The 17,043-nt window shown below is 57.7% G+C and carries 21 protein-coding genes; 5 read left to right on the top strand and 16 right to left on the bottom strand.

The features are described 5' to 3' along the window. Nucleotides 1-158 precede the first annotated feature (158 nt). The 3 genes from yfcG to KHQ24_RS19560 all read left to right on the top strand — a co-directional run bounded on the left by yfcG (nt 159) and on the right by KHQ24_RS19560 (nt 2,128). Nucleotides 159-788, top strand: coding sequence for a GSH-dependent disulfide bond oxidoreductase (gene yfcG, locus KHQ24_RS19570; RefSeq protein WP_004201763.1), 630 nt, complete (start codon nt 159-161; stop codon nt 786-788). 65 nt (nt 789-853) lie between these two features. Further along, the gene (gene folX, locus KHQ24_RS19565; protein ID WP_002913200.1) at nt 854-1,216 is read left to right on the top strand and encodes a dihydroneopterin triphosphate 2'-epimerase; all 363 of its coding nucleotides are present in this window, start codon (nt 854-856) and stop codon (nt 1,214-1,216) included. An 18-nt stretch (nt 1,217-1,234) separates the two neighbouring features. After that, entirely contained in the window at nt 1,235-2,128 is an 894-nt protein-coding gene (locus tag KHQ24_RS19560) for a TIGR01777 family oxidoreductase (RefSeq protein ID WP_017899519.1), read from the top strand. Here KHQ24_RS19560 and KHQ24_RS19555 read toward each other — a convergent pair. Next, a complete protein-coding gene (locus tag KHQ24_RS19555; protein ID WP_032425776.1) occupies nt 2,108-2,224 on the bottom strand; it encodes a hypothetical protein in 117 nt (38 codons plus the stop codon). The two genes, KHQ24_RS19560 and KHQ24_RS19555, sit on opposite strands and share 21 nt — an antisense overlap. 119 nt (nt 2,225-2,343) lie before the next feature. Here KHQ24_RS19555 and KHQ24_RS19550 point away from each other — a divergent pair, with 119 nt between their 5' ends. Next, nucleotides 2,344-2,871: a GNAT family N-acetyltransferase gene (locus KHQ24_RS19550; protein ID WP_017899517.1), complete on the top strand. Its 528-nt coding sequence runs from the start codon at nt 2,344-2,346 to the stop codon at nt 2,869-2,871. Nucleotides 2,872-2,876: 5 nt separating this feature from the next. On the opposite strand, the gene hisP is transcribed toward KHQ24_RS19550, so the two are convergent. The 5 genes from hisP to argT form a co-directional block, all read right to left on the bottom strand. Further along, entirely contained in the window at nt 2,877-3,650 is a 774-nt protein-coding gene (gene hisP / locus KHQ24_RS19545) for a histidine ABC transporter ATP-binding protein HisP (protein WP_002913206.1), read from the bottom strand. Between the two features lie 7 nt (nt 3,651-3,657). Beyond that, a complete protein-coding gene (gene hisM, locus KHQ24_RS19540; protein ID WP_002913207.1) occupies nt 3,658-4,374 on the bottom strand; it encodes a histidine ABC transporter permease HisM in 717 nt (238 codons plus the stop codon). Further along, on the bottom strand, nt 4,371-5,057 hold the full coding sequence (locus KHQ24_RS19535) for a histidine ABC transporter permease HisQ (protein WP_153668563.1): 687 nt from the start codon (nt 5,055-5,057) through the stop codon (nt 4,371-4,373). The genes hisM and KHQ24_RS19535 overlap by 4 nt, the downstream gene beginning before the upstream one ends. Nucleotides 5,058-5,123: 66 nt before the next feature. Then, nucleotides 5,124-5,906, bottom strand: a complete 783-nt coding sequence (gene hisJ, locus KHQ24_RS19530; protein ID WP_002913209.1) for a histidine ABC transporter substrate-binding protein HisJ — start codon at nt 5,904-5,906, stop codon at nt 5,124-5,126. Nucleotides 5,907-6,172: 266 nt separating this feature from the next. Beyond that, entirely contained in the window at nt 6,173-6,955 is a 783-nt protein-coding gene (gene argT, locus KHQ24_RS19525; RefSeq protein WP_004180753.1) for a lysine/arginine/ornithine ABC transporter substrate-binding protein ArgT, read from the bottom strand. A gap of 40 nt (nt 6,956-6,995) precedes the next feature. Here argT and KHQ24_RS19520 point away from each other — a divergent pair, with 40 nt between their 5' ends. Then, nucleotides 6,996-7,157, top strand: coding sequence for a hypothetical protein (locus KHQ24_RS19520; protein WP_004140952.1), 162 nt, complete (start codon nt 6,996-6,998; stop codon nt 7,155-7,157). Between the two features lie 65 nt (nt 7,158-7,222). Here the strand turns inward: KHQ24_RS19520 and KHQ24_RS19515 are convergent, their stop codons facing one another. From KHQ24_RS19515 to pdxB, 10 genes are all read right to left on the bottom strand, one after another. Continuing rightward, complete coding sequence (locus KHQ24_RS19515; RefSeq protein ID WP_004180755.1) at nt 7,223-7,807, bottom strand: UbiX family flavin prenyltransferase; 585 nt, start codon at nt 7,805-7,807, stop codon at nt 7,223-7,225. Between the two features lie 137 nt (nt 7,808-7,944). Then, entirely contained in the window at nt 7,945-9,462 is a 1,518-nt protein-coding gene (purF, locus tag KHQ24_RS19510) for an amidophosphoribosyltransferase (RefSeq protein WP_004180758.1), read from the bottom strand. A gap of 33 nt (nt 9,463-9,495) precedes the next feature. After that, a complete protein-coding gene (gene cvpA, locus KHQ24_RS19505) occupies nt 9,496-9,984 on the bottom strand; it encodes a colicin V production protein (RefSeq protein WP_002913214.1) in 489 nt (162 codons plus the stop codon). Between the two features lie 217 nt (nt 9,985-10,201). Beyond that, on the bottom strand, nt 10,202-10,888 hold the full coding sequence (gene dedD, locus KHQ24_RS19500) for a cell division protein DedD (protein ID WP_004201770.1): 687 nt from the start codon (nt 10,886-10,888) through the stop codon (nt 10,202-10,204). Further along, entirely contained in the window at nt 10,878-12,146 is a 1,269-nt protein-coding gene (gene folC, locus KHQ24_RS19495; RefSeq protein ID WP_017899514.1) for a bifunctional tetrahydrofolate synthase/dihydrofolate synthase, read from the bottom strand. Before folC ends, dedD begins: the two co-directional genes overlap by 11 nt. Before the next feature lie 75 nt (nt 12,147-12,221). Continuing rightward, entirely contained in the window at nt 12,222-13,142 is a 921-nt protein-coding gene (gene accD / locus KHQ24_RS19490) for an acetyl-CoA carboxylase, carboxyltransferase subunit beta (RefSeq protein ID WP_004201773.1), read from the bottom strand. A gap of 185 nt (nt 13,143-13,327) precedes the next feature. Continuing rightward, on the bottom strand, nt 13,328-13,987 hold the full coding sequence (locus tag KHQ24_RS19485; RefSeq protein ID WP_002913221.1) for a DedA family protein: 660 nt from the start codon (nt 13,985-13,987) through the stop codon (nt 13,328-13,330). Nucleotides 13,988-14,013: 26 nt separating this feature from the next. Further along, nucleotides 14,014-14,826: a tRNA pseudouridine(38-40) synthase TruA gene (gene truA / locus KHQ24_RS19480; RefSeq protein ID WP_004201775.1), complete on the bottom strand. Its 813-nt coding sequence runs from the start codon at nt 14,824-14,826 to the stop codon at nt 14,014-14,016. Further along, nucleotides 14,826-15,839 (bottom strand): aspartate-semialdehyde dehydrogenase, encoded by a 1,014-nt coding sequence (locus KHQ24_RS19475; protein WP_049092823.1) that lies wholly within the window; start codon nt 15,837-15,839, stop codon nt 14,826-14,828. The genes truA and KHQ24_RS19475 overlap by 1 nt, the downstream gene beginning before the upstream one ends. 63 nt (nt 15,840-15,902) lie before the next feature. Next, a complete protein-coding gene (gene pdxB / locus KHQ24_RS19470; RefSeq protein ID WP_004201779.1) occupies nt 15,903-17,039 on the bottom strand; it encodes a 4-phosphoerythronate dehydrogenase PdxB in 1,137 nt (378 codons plus the stop codon). Between the last annotated feature and the right edge of the window lie 4 nt (nt 17,040-17,043).

Genomic DNA, 17,043 nt, shown 5'->3' with positions numbered 1-17,043 from the left:
GGTTGGTAGACAGGGCAATAAACCAACATAGCCTGTCTTACCGGCGATGTCACTGCTCGTCCGCTGCGTGGCTGGCGCCCCGCTCGCGGATTTTTTCCCGGGTCGCGCAGCTTCACCTATACTCGATCAGTTTGCGACCCACGACGGCGGGAAATATTATGATCGATCTCTACTATGCACCCACCCCAAACGGCCACAAAATCACCCTGTTTCTCGAAGAGGCGCAGCTGGCCTATCGGCTAATTCGGGTCGATATTGGCAAAGGGGAGCAGTTTCATCCGCAGTTTCTGGCGATTTCGCCGAATAACAAAATTCCAGCTATCGTCGACCACATGCCTGCCGACGGCGGCGCGCCGTTGAGCGTCTTCGAGTCCGGCGCCATCCTGCTCTATCTGGCGGAAAAAAGCGGCAAGCTGCTGAGCGGGGAGCTGCGGGCGCGCTATACCACCCTGCAGTGGCTGTTCTGGCAGGTCGGCGGCCTGGGGCCGATGCTGGGGCAAAATCAGCATTTTTCCCACTCAGCGCCGCAAACCGTGCCCTACGCGATTGAGCGTTTTCAGGTGGAAACCCAGCGACTCTATGGGGTACTGAATCACCGCCTGGGATCCAGCCCGTGGCTGGGCGGGGACCACTACAGCATCGCCGACATCGCCGCCTGGCCCTGGGTGAACTGCCATGTCCGCCAGCGGATCGATCTGGCGAACTATCCGGCGGTGCATAACTGGTATGAGCGCATTAAGCAGCGGCCGGCGACGGTGGAAGCGATGCTAAAAATTCAGCCTTATTAACCCCCTGCTCGCCCGTCGCGCTTTGTTGTATGATTGCAGGACTTAAACCACGGAGGAAGCCTGCAATGTCTCAACCAGACGCCATTATTCGTATTAAGAACCTGCGCCTGCGTACTTTTATTGGTATTAAAGAGGAAGAGATCGCCAACCGCCAGGACGTGGTAGTGAATGTGGCCATTCACTACCCTGCCGATAAAGCGCGCGACAGCGAGGACATTAATGATGCGTTGAACTACCGCACCATTACCAAACGCATCATTAGCCATCTTGAGAATGGTCGTTTCTCGCTGCTGGAAAAATTAACTCAGGATGTGCTGAATATCGCATGCGAACATCACTGGGTCACATATGCTGAAGTGGAGATCGATAAACTTCACGCGCTGCGCTATGCCGACTCGGTATCCATGACCATGAGCTGGCGGCGCTAACCATGTCAGGGAGGTGGTATGAAGATCCTGCTTACTGGTGGTACCGGCCTGATTGGCCGACATCTGATACCCAGACTGCTGGAGCTTGGGCATAGCGTCACGGTCTCCACCCGACATCCGGATACCGCCCGCGCCCGTCTCGATCCGCGCGTCACGCTGTGGCGCGATTTCGAGGGCCATCACCACCTCAATGACATCGATGCCGTCATCAATCTGGCGGGCGAGCCCATCGCCGATAAACGCTGGACCGCCGAGCAGAAACAGCGCTTATGCCATAGTCGCTGGGATCTCACTCAGCGGCTGGTGGGCTTGATCCACGCCAGCGACACCCCTCCCTCCGTGCTGATCAGCGGGTCAGCCACCGGCTATTACGGCGACCTCGGCGAAGTGGTGGTGACTGAAGAAGAGCCGCCGCACAATGAGTTTACCCATAAGCTCTGCGCCCGCTGGGAGCAAATTGCCTGCGAAGCGCAAAGCGAGCGCACCCGCGTCTGTCTGCTGCGCACCGGCGTGGTACTGGCGCCGCGGGGCGGTATTCTTGGCAAAATGACCCCGGCCTTTAAGCTCGGCCTCGGTGGGCCTATCGGCAGCGGCAGACAGTACCTGGCCTGGATCCATATCGACGATATGGTTAACGGCATTCTGTGGCTGCTGGATAACGATCTGCGCGGCCCATTCAATATGGTTTCGCCCTATCCCGTGCATAACGAGCAGTTCGCCCACGCGCTGGGGCATGCGCTCAATCGACCGGCGATTTTCCGCGTTCCCGCCGCCGCCATCCGCCTGCTGATGGGCGAATCCGCTGTGCTGGTGCTCGGCGGCCAGCGCGCGCTGCCTAAGCGACTGGAAGCCGCCGGCTTCGCCTTCCGCTGGTACGATCTCGACGAAGCGCTAAAGGATGTGCTGAGTTAATGGCTGACACAGGGGAGCATTGGCTCCCCTGATTCCATTCTGCTGGCTCATGCTCCACGCCTGGATGGCCTCAGCCTGGCGCTGCAGCATCGCCATATCCCGGACAACCAGCGCCCTGAAGCGCCTGAGTTCATCGCCAGCCGGCCGGTTCGCCGGTGTTACCTGGCGAAGCAAAGTGCTAAGGTAGGCCTTTTCTTCTTCGAATTGACTGCTTTATGACGACCATCACCACGCCTCGCCTTTCGCTTACCCGCTTTGTTACCGATGACTGGCCCTTTTTTCTGCGCCTGCGCCAGGATCCGCAGGTGATGCGTTTTATGGGCGAAGTGTTAAGCGAGGAGGCGTTGCGCAGCGTGTTCGCCAGTCGCTGCGCCGATCCCGGCGTGTATGTTCTGCGTAATAAGCGCGGCGATGCGCTGGGCGATATTGGGCTTCGCATCAGCCCTAAAAATCCGCACGAGGCCGACGTCGGCTATGCGCTGCTGCCCGAGGCTCAGGGAAAAGGCTATGCCAGCGAAGCGCTGCGGGCGATCTGCGATTATGGTTTCAGCACGCTGGGGGTACAGGCCATCAATGCCTGGGTGTTGGGAGAGAATCGTGGATCATCGCGCCTGCTGGAGAAGCAAGGCTTTGTGCGCACGCAGGTGCTGGAGAAAGCCTATCATCTGAACGGCGTCGATTACGATGACTGGATTTACCGGCTGGAGCGTGAATCCCACCCGGCGCCCGCAGACGCCGGGTAAGCCGTTTATTTCAGCGAACCTTTCAGAAACTGCTGCAGGCGCGGGCTTTTCGGCGCGCCGAACAGCGCGTCCGGATGCCCTTCCTCTTCGATTTTTCCCTGATGCAGGAAAATGACATGTGAAGAGACGTGGCGGGCAAAGCCCATTTCGTGGGTCACCACCACCATGGTTTTCCCCTCTTCCGCCAGCTGCTGCATGATGCGTAACACTTCGCCCACCAGCTCCGGATCCAGCGCGGAGGTCGGCTCATCGAACAGCAGCACTTCCGGCTCCATCGCCAGCGCGCGGGCAATAGAGACACGCTGCTGCTGGCCGCCGGAAAGATGCACCGGGTATTTTGCCTGCTGACGTTCGTCTATCCCGACCTTGGCCAGGTATTTTACCGCCCGTTCGCGCGCTTCCTGTTTGCTTAAGCCCAGCACCTGAATCGGCGCCTCCATGACGTTCTCCAGCACCGTCATATGGCTCCACAGATTGAAATGCTGAAACACCATGGTCAACCGGGTGCGCAGCAGGCGCAGCTGGTTCTTGTCGGCCACCTTCAGCTGACCGTCTTTATCCCGTACCAGGCCAATATTCTGGCCGCTGACGACGATCGTGCCTTCGCTCGGTTTTTCAAGGAAGTTAATACAGCGTAAAAAGGTACTTTTCCCGGAACCCGATGAACCGATGATACTGATAACGTCCCCGGCTTTCGCCTGCAGCGAGACGCCCTTCAGCACCTCGTGTTCCCCATAGCGTTTATGCAGATCGATAACGTTTAATTTATTGTCGGACATGGCGTTCTCAATGCGTCGAAGAAGGTTTGATATGCTGCAACCAACGCTTTTCCGCTTTGCGGAACAAGCTAATCAGCACATACGAGATAATTAAATAGAGCACCGCGGCGATGCCAAAGGCGGTGAACGGCTGATAGGTGGCCGAGTTGATATCGCGGGCGATTTTCAGCAGATCCGGCACCGTAGCGGTAAACGCCAGCGCCGTCGAGTGCAGCATCAGGATCACTTCGTTACTGTAGGCCGGCAGCGCAATCCGCAGCGCGGAAGGCAGGATGATGCAGCGGTACAGTTTGACCGAAGAGAAGCCGTAGGCCCGCGCCGCTTCAATTTCGCCCGCCGGTACCGAGCGGATCGCGCCGGCGAAAATTTCGGTGGTATAAGCGCAGGTGTTCAGGGTCAGCGCCAGCACCGTACAGTTTAGCCCGCTGCGGAAAAAGGCGTTCAGCAGTTCAGTGCCTTTGACGATTTCCAGGGTGTACATACCGGAGTAAAAGACCAACAGCTGCACATACAGCGGCGTGCCGCGAAATATGTAAGTAAACAGCCAGATGGGAAACTGGATGAACTTATTGCTCGAAACGCGGCCGATTGCCAGAAAGACCGCCAGGATGCCCCCCATGACCACCGAAGAGATCAGCAACCATAAGGTAATCGCCACGCCGGTAAAGCGATAGCCGTCGGTCCACAGCAGGGATTTCCAGTATTCCTGAATAATTTCAATCACAGGTCAGCCCTCTTGACGCCAACGGTATAGCGGCGTTCGAGCAGCAGCAGTACGCCATTAGAAAAGGTGGTAAATACCAGATAAATCAGGCCGCAGACGATGGCGAAGTAGAACGGCTGCCAGGTGCTTTTGCCCGCCAGCTGCGTGGCTTTGACCACATCCTCCAGCCCCAGCAGCGAGACCAGCGCCGTCGCCTTGAGGATAACCTGCCAGTTGTTGCCGATCCCCGGCAGCGCGTAGCGCATCATCGCCGGGAACAGGATGCGCCGGAACGTCTGCCCGCCGCTGAAGCCAAAGGCGGTGGCCGCTTCGATATGCCCCTTCGGCACCGCCAGGTAGGCGCCGCGGAAGGTTTCCGTAAAATAGGCGCCATAGATAAAGCCAAGGGTAATAATCCCGGCGATCATCGGGTCAATATCAAACTGCGCCATGCCCAGCGCGTCGGTAACGCTGTTAAGCGCAATCTGCAGGCCGTAGAAAATCAACAGCATCAGCACCAGGTCGGGGACGCCGCGGATCAGTGTGGTATAGCCTTCAAATACCAGCGCCAGAGGACGATTGCTCGATAGCTTTGCGCCAGCGCCCGCCAGCCCAATCAGGACGGCGAGAACGACCGAGCTGAGCGCAAGCTCCAGGGTGACAAGCGCACCCTGCAAAATAACCTGTGAAAACCCATACAGCATGCTGCCTACCCTGTCTGTCATCCACCATTGCGCGTGAATCGGACGCGCAATGGTGAGGCGTGAGAATTATTCGCCGTATACGTTAAAATCGAAATATTTTTTCGCCAGCTTGTCGTAGGTGCCGTCCTTACGCATCTCTGCAAACGCTTTATTCAGCGCTTCGCGCAGTTCGTTGTCTTCCTTACGCAGCCCCATACCGGTGCCGACGCCGAACAGCTTTTCGTCCTTAATCGACGGACCGCCAAACTGATAATCTTTACCGATAGGCTGTTTCAGGAACCCTTCGCTGGCCGCGACCTCATCCTGGAAAGCGGCGTCAATACGGCCGGCGGTCAGGTCGGAATAGATATTGTCCTGCCCCTGATAGGAGACAATTTCGATACCTTTCGGCGCCCAGTGCTCATTACCATAAGTTTCCTGCGTCGTACCCTGCAGCACGCCCACGCGCTTACCCTTCAGGGTGGCAAGATCCGGCGTTACCGGGCTGCCCTTTTTCACCACCAGACGCGAATCAGCCGCATACAGTTTGTCGGTGAAAGCGATTTCCTGCTGACGCTTTTCGGTAATCGACAGCGAAGACATAATCGCGTCGATTTTCTTCGCTTTTAAAGAGGGGATCAGCGCATCCAGCGGGTTTTCCACAAAGGTACATTGGGTATTAATACGCTTACACAGCTCTTTTGCCAGATCGATATCAAAACCCACCAATTCCCCCTGCGCATTCTTCGATTCGAAGGGAGCATAAGTCGGATCGGTACCGATACGAATTTTTTGCGGAATAGCGGCAAAGACCGTGGAAACGCTGGAAAGGGCCAGCGCTAAAGAGAGAGACAACGCCAGTTTTTTCATAACTATCCTCGACAGACTGTCATTCTAACGGGTTTATTAGAACTATTAACACCAGTTATCGTGCCATTATTCGCCCCTTGAGGGCAAAGATTTATGCACCAGAAAGGCCATTTTTTTGCATCACAAACGCTTAACTATGCATTTTTAGCCACAAAAGCGCCTGCCTTTGCACTAAAATGATCCACAGCGTCTGACGATGCACCTTTTCAGGGCTTTTACACGAGCATGGCGGCAGGCCCACCCGATAGCGCGGGCCTGCGGCAGTCTTAGTCGCCGTAGACGTTAAAATCGAAGTATTTCTTCGCCATTTTGTCGTAAGTGCCGTCTTTGCGCATCTCGCCCAGCGCTTTATCAAACGCGGCTTTCAGCTCGGCGTCGTCCTTACGCAGGCCGATACCGGTGCCGTCGCCAAAGTACTTTTTGTCTTTAACGGACGGGCCGGCAAAGGCGAAATCTTTCCCGGCAGGCTGCTTCAGGAAGCCTTCGCTGGCGGCGACTTCATCCTGCAGCGCCGCATCCAGACGACCAGCGGAGAGGTCGGAATAGATCAGGTCCTGGTTCTGATATGCCACCACGTCAACGCCCTGGCTGCGCCAGCGATCGTTAGCATAGGCTTCCTGCGTGGAGCCCTGCAGCACGCCGACGTGCTTACCTTTCAGCGCCTCCAGCGTCGGCTGGATCGGCGAGCCTTTGGCCGCGATCAGCCGGGAGTCGGCGGCATAAAGCTTGTCAGAGAAGGCGATCTCTTGCTGGCGCTTCTCGGTGATGGAGAGCGAGGAGATGATGGCGTCAATTTTCTTCGCCTTGAGGGAGGGGATCAGGGAGTCAAAATCACTGCCGACCCAGGTACATTTCACCTTAATACGGGAGCACAGTTCATTGCCTAAATCGATATCAAAGCCAACAAAGTCCCCTTTCGCGTCTTTCGACGAAAAGGGCGCATAGGTCGCGTCAGTGCCAATGCGAATGCTCTGCGGCAGAGCAGCAAACACACTGGCCGTGCTGCTCATTCCCACGAGTAAAGAGAGAGCCAGAATCGTCTTCTTCATACAGTACCCTTAAGTGTCGTGATGTGGTGCGTTGCTTGTTATGGTGATTGCCGATCAATCCTGCAGTTTTTGTGCCATCTTCCCGGTGCGTGCCGGGAACAGGGTTAAATTTGTTAAAATAAAGTTGCAGGATTGTCTTAAAAGGGAAGATACCAGCATTACTGGCGAAACCGCAGCGCCTGAGCGCAAAAAGACGAAATAAATGTCGAGGATTTGATCGGGACGACAAATTTGCACCAGCGCAGCGCAAGCGTACATTTCACGCACCTATTTGGTGCAATCCTGTGACCCTTGCCAGCGCGTAAATAAGTCTTGTTCCAGGCTAATGTCGAACTGATCGAGTACCCGGTTGACGGTCTGGTTGATAACATCATCCAGGCTTTGCGGCCGATGGTAGAAGGCCGGCACCGGCGGCATAATCACCGCCCCCAGCTCCGCAGCCTGCACCAGCAGTCGCAGATGGCCAAGATGGAACGGAGTCTCCCGCACGCAGAGCACCAGCGGACGACGCTCCTTCAGCACCACATCCGCCGCCCGCGTCAGCAGACCATCCGTGTAGCTATGGACAATACCCGAGAGCGTTTTCATTGAGCAGGGTAAAATCACCATCCCGGCGGTTTTAAACGAGCCGGAGGAGATACTGGCGGCGATGTCGCGGGCATCATGCACCACATCAGCCAGCGCCTGCACTTCACGCACGGTAAAGTCGGTCTCCATCGCCAGCGTCTGGCGCGCCGCCTGACTGAGGATCAGATGGGTTTCAATATCCGGCACATCCCGCAGCACCTGCAGCATCCGCACGCCATAGATGGCGCCGCTGGCGCCGGAAATGCCAATAATCAGTCGTTTCACGTTCTGTTACCCCTTGCGCGTCATGCCGCAGACTTTGCCGGATTATAGCCGTTGGTGCAACCATTGACGCACCGTTGCCGGGCGAAAAAAAGGCCCGCCGTCCATCAGGAACGGCAGGCCCGCGACGCGTGAACGGCTTAACCCTCGTTGTGCATCTCGAGGTTTTCGACTTCGTTCTGCAGCTGAACCGCTTTGGCATCATCGTTACGCAGGGAATCGAGGTAGTCGAGGTACTGCTGGTCGACATCCCGGGTGACGTACACGCCGTTGAACACAGAACATTCAAACTGCTGAATATCCGGATTTTCCGCGCGCACCGCCTCGATCAGATCGTTGAGATCCTGAAAAATCAGGCCATCGGCGCCGATGATCTGGCGGATCTCATCCACTTCGCGGCCATGAGCGATAAGTTCGTTGGCGGTCGGCATATCGATACCGTACACGTTCGGGAAACGAATTTCCGGCGCGGCTGAGGCCAGATACACTTTTTTCGCCCCTGCTTCGCGCGCCATCTCGATGATCTGCTCCGAGGTGGTGCCGCGAACGATGGAATCGTCCACCAGCAGCACGTTCTTATCGCGGAACTCCGCACGGTTGGCGTTGAGCTTGCGGCGCACAGACTTACGACGCAGCTGCTGGCCCGGCATGATAAATGTGCGGCCGACGTAGCGGTTCTTCACGAAGCCCTGTCGATAAGGCTTGTCGAGGATGCGGGCGATCTCCAGCGCGATATCGCAGGAGGTCTCCGGGATCGGGATAACGACGTCAATATCCAGATCTTCCCACTCGCGGGCAATCTTCTCGCCCAGCTTGGTTCCCATATTAACGCGGGCGCTGTAGACGGAAATTTTGTCGATAAACGAGTCCGGACGGGCAAAATAGACGTACTCGAACAGGCACGGGTTGCTGACCGGGTTATCGGCGCACTGACGGGTAAACAGCTGGCCCTTCTCGGTAATATAAACCGCTTCGCCCGGCGCCACATCGCGCAGGAATTCAAAGCCAAGGGTGTCAAGCGCCACGCTTTCCGAGGCCACCATATACTCGGTGCGGCCATCGCCTACGTCACGTTTGCCCAACACCAGCGGACGAATGCCGTTCGGGTCGCGGAAGGCCACCATGCCATGACCGATGATCATCGCCACGCAAGCATACGCGCCGCGGATCAAGCGGTTGGTCGCCGCAATCGCGGCAAAGATGTTATCCGCTTCCAGTGGGTAGTGACGGAAGTTATCCAGCTCACTGGCGAAAATATTGAGGAGGATTTCGGAATCTGAGGTGGTATTGATGTGGCGGCGTTTTTCTTCAAACAGCTTTTTACGCAGCTCATGGGCGTTGGTCAGGTTGCCGTTATGCGCCAACGTGATGCCATACGGCGAGTTGACGTAAAACGGCTGCGCTTCGGAGGCGCTGGAGCTGCCCGCCGTGGGGTAACGCACGTGGCCAATCCCCATATTGCCCTGCATACGCTGCATATGGCGGGCTTCGAATACGTCGCTTACCAGCCCGTTAGCCTTACGCAACCGGAAGCAGTTGTTGGCATCAATGGTGATGATGCCAGCGGCATCCTGTCCACGGTGCTGGAGCACCGTTAGCGCATCATAAATCGACTGGTTAACCGGCATAACACCGGCGATACCGACAATACCGCACATACGTCTTTTCCTCGTTCAGCAACGACCTAAAGTCTATACTTTAGGCAAGAAACTTGACGAGCTTTGCAGGTATTCAAAAAACCATCTGATGACGGGGGTAAAATAGGGAATAAACTGCGACTGATGCCAGTCATCGCTCTTCGCCATCCCGGTAAAGGTGTCAAGGAAGAACAGAATAGCGGCGATGATCAGCACCCCACGTAGCGCGCCGAAGCAGATCCCCAATACCCTGTCGGTACCTGACAAACCGGTTTTCTCCACCAGCTGGCCTATCACATAGTTCACGATAGCGCCAACGATGAGCGTCACGATAAACAGTGCCGCAATAGCAATCCCATTTCGAACCCGTTCATCCTCAAAGCCCGTAAACCAGACAGACAGATCAGCGTAGTAGTGGCTGGCGACATAAAACGCGCAACCCCACGTGACTAACGATAAAGCTTCGCGAACGAAGCCGCGGATCAGGCTGACCAGGCAAGAAAGACCCAGCACCGCCATAATGGCGTAATCAATCCAGACCATATACGTCCCACGATTTTACGCCCTGTCGTCCAGTTCGGGGCGCATTCTAACAGAAAAAGAAAACGTTTGCGTAGGGATTTCCTTGCCCTACAGAAATAAAAATGGCGCTGAAAAAACATTCAACGCCAGACTGTCTTTCGCCTCTTCAGGGCGGCTGAGACAGGGTTCACGGGGCGTTTAGCCCCGCCGCGTTCTTTCCGCATCGCGGAAAAAACAATCAGTTCGGGGTGAAGCCCATCACTACCCCGCTGAGCCCGGAGATCTGTTGCAGATCGCCCAGCTGGCCCTTAAGCTTGTCTTTTGACGCATCCGGCCCGACGAGGATACGGGTAATTTTACCCTGTACCGGCGTCGAAGGCGACGTATAGACTTTGAAGCCCGACGCCCGCAGTTTACCAACGATCTCGTTCACCTTATCGGCGTTCTTCAACGCGCCCAGCTGAACCACATAGGCTTTGCCGGTCGGCGCCGGCAGGGCCGCCTGCTGCTGCGGTTGTTGCTGCTGTGGCTTAGCAGGCGGCGGCGTTGGCGTCGCGGCCTGCTGTTGCGGCTGCGGCTTCGGCTGAGGTTTAGGCTGGGGTTTCGCGGCCACTACCGGCTCCTGAACGTCATCGAAGCTGTTGCTGTTCACCGGGATACGCGACGGATCTAACGATGGCGCGGCGGCATCGCCCGCCCGCACCTCTTCCGCCGCCCCTTCCGGCGGCTGCGAAGGCAGCGCCTGAGTCGCCGCCGGCAGCATATCCGGTTCATCACGATCGCCCGGTTTCGGCACCAGCGGGATCGCGGCAAACTCATCCTGGTAATGCTTTTTCTGCCCGTCCAGCAGCCCTGGCAGGATAATCACCCCCAGCGCCACCAGCACGATTGTCCCGACTAAACGGTTCTGAAACTTACTCGCCACCGATTCTCCCCGCGTCTATCTCTTCCATAACCTGTGCGACCGTGTGAAACGAACCACACACCAGCACGGTATCTTCCACTTTAGCGTCAGCCATGGCCGCATGCCACGCCTGCGCCACGCTGCTATAGACTGTGCCGCCACGCAAATGTTCCACCAGCTGCTCCGCCGTCGCCCCGCGCGGCCCTTCCAGCGGCGCGCAGTACCAGGCGTCGACTTCCGGGGCCAGATTGGCCAACGTGCCGGCAATGTCCTTATCATGCAGCATACCAATAACCGCCAGCACGCGTCCCGTTTTCGCTAACGTTTTGAGACGCCCGGCGAGATAAGCCGCCGCGTGCGGGTTATGCGCCACATCGAGGATCACCCGCGGGGCGTCGCTGATTATCTGAAAGCGTCCCGGCAGCATCGCGTCGCGGATCCCCGCGCGCAGGATAGCGTCATCCACGGCAAGTCCGCTGGCGCGCAGCGCCGCCACGGCCGTGGCGGCGTTAGGCAACGGCACCTGAGGCAGAGGCAGGCGGCTTAACGCCCCGCCCGCGTCGCGGAAAGACCATGTCTCGCCTTCCACCTCATAGCGCCAGTCGACGCCGCGGCGCTGGAGCAGGGCGCCCTTCTCGCTCGCCACTTCAGCAATGGTGTGCGGCATATCCGGCTCCCCTACTACCGCCGGTTTTCCGGCACGGAAGATACCGGCTTTCTCCCGGCCGATACTTTCGCGATCCGGTCCCAGCCAGTCGGTATGATCGAGAGCGATGCTGGTAACCACGGCGACATCGGCATCCACGATATTAGTGGCGTCGAGACGGCCGCCGAGCCCCACCTCCAGGATCACCACATCCAGCTGCGCCTGCTTAAACAACCATAGCGCAGAGAGCGTGCCGTACTCAAAGTAGGTCAGCGAGATGTCGCCCCGCGCCGCTTCAATCTCCGCAAACGAGGCCGTATGCGCCGCCTCCGGCAGTTCCGCTCCCTGAATGCGCACGCGTTCGGTGTAACGCACCAGATGCGGAGAGCTGTAGACCCCCACTTTATAGCCGGCCGCCATCAGGACGGTTTCCAGCGTGCGGCAGGTGGTGCCTTTGCCATTGGTACCCGCGACCGTAAAGACGAACGGCGCCGGTTTGACGATATCCATCTGCCGCGCGACCTCGCTGACGCGCGCCAGCCCCAGGTCGATGGTTTTACTGTGCAGATGTTCCAGATAAGAAAGCCACGTAGCCAGGGGCGACGTGGCCTGAGGAATAGGATCTTTTTCCATGATGCCCGCAAGAATTGACGGTTAACGCGTATGAATAAAAAAGGGCAGCGCCGCCAGGCCCTGCCCTCTGCTTTATCAGGCCTCGGGTTCCTGATCCGGTGCCGGCGGCACCACCACGCCTTCATGAGGCGTTTCCGAAGCGGCAACCGGCGCCGGCAGGTTCATCAGCTTCGCCAGAATGCTGGCCAGCTTGAGACGCATTTCCGGACGGCGAACGATCATATCGATCGCCCCTTTTTCAATCAGGAACTCACTGCGCTGGAATCCCGGCGGCAGCTTCTCACGTACGGTCTGCTCAATGACGCGAGGACCGGCAAAGCCGATCAGCGCTTTCGGCTCGGCAATGTTCAGGTCACCCAGCATCGCAAAGCTCGCCGATACGCCGCCCATGGTCGGGTCGGTCAGCACAGAGATGTACGGTAATCCGCGCTCCTGCATTTTCGCCAGCGCCGCGGAGGTTTTCGCCATCTGCATCAGCGACATCAGCGCTTCCTGCATACGGGCGCCACCGGAGGCGGAGAAGCAGATCAGCGGGCAGTTATCTTCCAGCGCCTGCTCCACCGCGCGCACAAAGCGTGCGCCAACGACGGAACCCATCGATCCCCCCATAAAGGAGAACTCAAAGGCGGCGGCCACAACCGGCATCGCGTAGAGCGTACCTTTCATTACCACCAGCGCGTCTTTCTCGCCCGTCTCTTTTTGAGCGGACGCCAGGCGGTCTTTGTATTTTTTTGAATCGCGGAACTTCAGCACATCTTTTGGCTCAAGTTCGCTTCCCAGTTCCACCAGAGAACCTTCATCCAACAGGCTATGCAGGCGATTACGCGCCGACATGCGCATATGGTGATCGCACTTAGGACAAACCTCCAGGTTGCGCTCCAGCTCGGCGCGGTAGAGTACCTGACCGCAGCTGTCGCACTTGGTCCATACACCCTCAGGAATGCTCGCCTTGCGGGTGGGAGTGATGTTGCTTTTAATTCGTTCAATCCAGCTCATTGATAACCTTTCTGCCTGAACCTGGTCGATGCCAGTTTTGTCGTAAGGGGCGCATAATGCCATTTTTGCCTCTTACAGACCATGAATGTTGCACATTAAATCATATCATCCCGGAACATGGGATAAAAAAGTGGTCAAACCGCTGCGCGTGACGCTCTGCACCGTCACGCGCAACACAGGCTAAACTACTTCGCCTGCTTCGCCGCCGCCCGCTTATGGCGAATAATCTCAATCACGCCCGGCAGGACGGAAAGCACGATGATCGCCACGATCAACAGCTTAAGGTTCTCCTGCACCACCGGCAGATCGCCAAACAGATAGCCGGCGTAGGTGAACAGCAGCACCCACAGCAGCGCCCCGACGACGTTATAGGCCGCAAAATGACGATAGGACATATGCCCCATTCCCGCCACAAACGGCGCGAAGGTTCGGACTATCGGCACAAAGCGCGCGAGGATAATGGTTTTTCCACCGTGACGTTCATAGAAGCTATGGGTTTTATCCAGATAGCTGCGACGGAAAATCTTCGAGTTCGGATTGCTGAACAGCTTTTCGCCGAACAGCCGGCCAATGGTGTAGTTGACCGCATCGCCGACGATAGCCGCGATGACCATCAGCAATACCATCAGATGGACATTAAGATCGTTGGTGGGCAGGGCCGAGAGCGCGCCCGCGACGAACAGCAGGGAATCTCCCGGCAGAAACGGCGTCACCACCAGCCCGGTTTCGCAGAACAGAATCAAAAACAGAATGGCATAAACCCAGACGCCGTACTGGGCGACCAGCTCGGCCAGGTGCACATCAATATGCAGGATGAAATCAATTAAAAAGTGAATCAAGTCCATGTTTGTCTTTACCCTTAATGACCCTATTAGTCCGCCAGAAACAGCGGGCCCATTGGCAGCACCGGTAAATCATAATGGGCCGGGTAATCCACCGACACCAGATACAACCCTTCCGCTTTTGCCGTTGCCGCAGCGAGCGTCCTGTCTTTTGCTGCCAGCAGTTCTGCCATCCAGCTCTCCGGCTGGTTTCCGGCGCCGATTTCCATCAGGCTGCCCACAATATTCCTGACCATATGATGTACAAAGGCATTCGCTTTGATATCCACCACCACATAAGCGCCGTAGCGGGTAACGTTAATGTGCATCACGTTGCGCCACGGGGTTCGCGACTGGCACTGCACTGCGCGAAACGAGGTAAAGTCATTCTCCCCCAGCAGACACTGCGCGGCGCGCTGCATGCGCGCGGCGTCGAGCGGCTGGTGAAAATGCGTGACGCCATGACTCAATACCGCCGGACGCAGGCGATGATTATAGATGACGTAACGATAGCGGCGCGCCGTGGCGCTGAACCGGGCATGAAAATCCGCCGGTACATGTTTGACCCAACGCACCGCGATGTCACCAGGTAAATTCGCATTTACCCCCAGCGTCCAGGCGGCATCTTTACGCTGCGCCCGGGTTTCGAAATGCACCACCTGGCCGGTGCCATGGACACCGGCGTCGGTGCGGCCGGCGCAAAAGACGGTAATCGGTTCGTTCGCCACCTGCGAGAGCGCCTTTTCCAGCTTCTCCTGCACGCTGCGCACTTCGTTTTGCCGCTGCCAGCCGTAATATTTGCTACCGTCGTACTCGATGCCCAGCGCGATTTTACAGACCGGCTGTTGCTCCATCTCAGACATCAGTACAGGTACTCCTCAATCAGCTTCTCGGCGATCTTCACCGCCATCAGCGCGCCGCCGAAGCGGACGTTATCCGCCACCGACCAGAACTGGACCTGCTCCGGCATGCCGTAGTCATTATGCACGCAGCCGATGGAGAGACGGGCGTTACCGGAGGCGTCGCCAACCTGAGTGGGGAATTCGCCCTCTTCAGCCAGTTCGATCTCCTCGCCGCGGGTAAAGGCGTCACGCGCCTCTTCCGCCGCCAGCGGACGCATCGCTTCAAAGTTCACCATCTGCGCATGGCCGTAGAAGACCGGCGACTGGACGACGCTGGCGGAGATCATCAGCCCGTCATCCTGCAGAATTTTGCGCGCTTCATCGACGATACGGCGCTCTTCGCGCACGCTACCTTCACGATCCGGCAGCAGCGGCAGCATGTTGAACGCCAGCTGGCGGCCAAAGAAATCGTCTTCATCGATGGGGATGCCGTTCAACAGCTTGGCGCTCTGCCCTGCCAGCGCATCCACCGCTTTTTTCCCCTGCCCTGAGGCGGAGAGGAGGTTAGTGACGCTAATGCGCGATAGTCCACCCTGATCGATAAGCGGCTTGAGCGCCGTCAGCAGCTGGCTGGTCAGACTGTTGGGCACCGCAATCAGATTGCGGTTGCGATAATCGCCTAAAACAAACGGGTTCACGTCCGGCACCACCAGCGGTACGTCCGGCTCCAGCGCAAACAGGCCGCTGAGATCGATAACCAGACACCCGGCGTTTGTCGCATCTTCGACATACGCCGCACTGGCTTCTGCGCCTGCGGCAAAGAAAGCCAGCTGGGCCTGGGTCCAGTCAAACTCGGCGGCGTCCTTGACGATCACCGACTTGCCACCAAAACGCAGATGTTCGCCCGCGCTTTCATTGCGCGCCAGAGCAAAAATCTCCCCCACCGGGAACTGGCGTTCAGCAAGAGTTTCGAGCAGGGCTTCGCCTACGGCGCCCGTTGCGCCCAGTACGGCAATATTCCAGCCTTCAGACATGGTGGTTTACTCCAGAAATAAAGCGGCCCTGCCGGAGTATCCGGCAGGGGCATTAAGAAGACATTAACGAACAGGATGATGCACGGCGTTAAAACCGAGCTGGCGCAACAGGGCCGCCGCCTGCTCATCGCTGCACTGCACGTACAGCGAAGACCATTCGCGACGTTCCTGATAATTTTTACGCAGCTTGTCGAATTCACCGGCGACGCCCGCCACCTTCCGCAGCGGCGCATCATCGCGGCGCACATCATACACCAAATGAACCAGTCTTTTCAGCGTCGGCTGATCGAGCGGGCCATGCAGGGTGATGCGGCCAAACTCCGGGGCCGGCAACAGGGTATCCAGCGCCACCTGCTGCGGATGGCCGATAAAGGCGCTATAGGCTTCGAACACCTGCGTCGTCCCGCGCGCCTTCCCTTCAAGGGTATAGCCGGCGATATGCGCCGTGCCGATATCCACTCGCTTAAGAAGCTCTACGTTGAGATCCGGCTCCGGCTCCCAAACGTCCAGCACCACGCTCAGGGACTGACCGGCTTCCAGCCGTTTCAGCAATGCAGCGTTATCCACCACCGGCCCGCGGCAGGCGTTGATCAAAATCGTTCCGGGCTTCAGGCGGCTAATCAGCGCCTCATCCGCCAGATGCAGGGTTTTATATTGCCCTTCTTTATACAGCGGGGTATGGAAGGTGATGACATCAGCTTGCTGGACCAGATCGTCGAGGGAGCGGAAGTCGCCTTCGTCGCCGCGGTCGGCACGCGGGGGATCGCAAAGCAGGGTTTTGATACCCAACGCCTCCAGGCGCTTTTGCAGCCGCCCGCCGACGTTACCGACGCCGACGATCCCGACGGTGCGATCGCGCAGCGCGAAGCCGTCACGTTCGGCCAGCATCAGCAGCGCTGAAAAGACATACTCCACCACCGCGATAGCGTTGCAGCCGGGCGCCGCGGAGAAACCAATCCCCGCCTGCTGCAGCCACGCCTGATCGACATGATCGGTGCCTGCGGTCGCGGTGCCGACGAACCTGATGGCCTTGCCGGCAAGCAATGCTTCATTGACCCGGGTGACCGAGCGCACCATTAAGGCATCCGCATCGGTCAGGGCATCGGCCGGAACCGGGCGGCCCGGGATCGCCTGCACGTCGCCTAAACGGCTAAAGAGCTCACGGGCATAGGGCATATTTTCATCAACGAGGATTTTCACAGTT

The sequence above is a fragment of the Klebsiella sp. 54 genome (genome assembly GCF_018223875.1).
Taxonomy (GTDB): domain Bacteria; phylum Pseudomonadota; class Gammaproteobacteria; order Enterobacterales; family Enterobacteriaceae; genus Klebsiella; species Klebsiella quasipneumoniae.
Note: the sequence above shows the minus strand (reverse complement) of the source record. Positions and strands in the feature narration are given on the sequence as shown.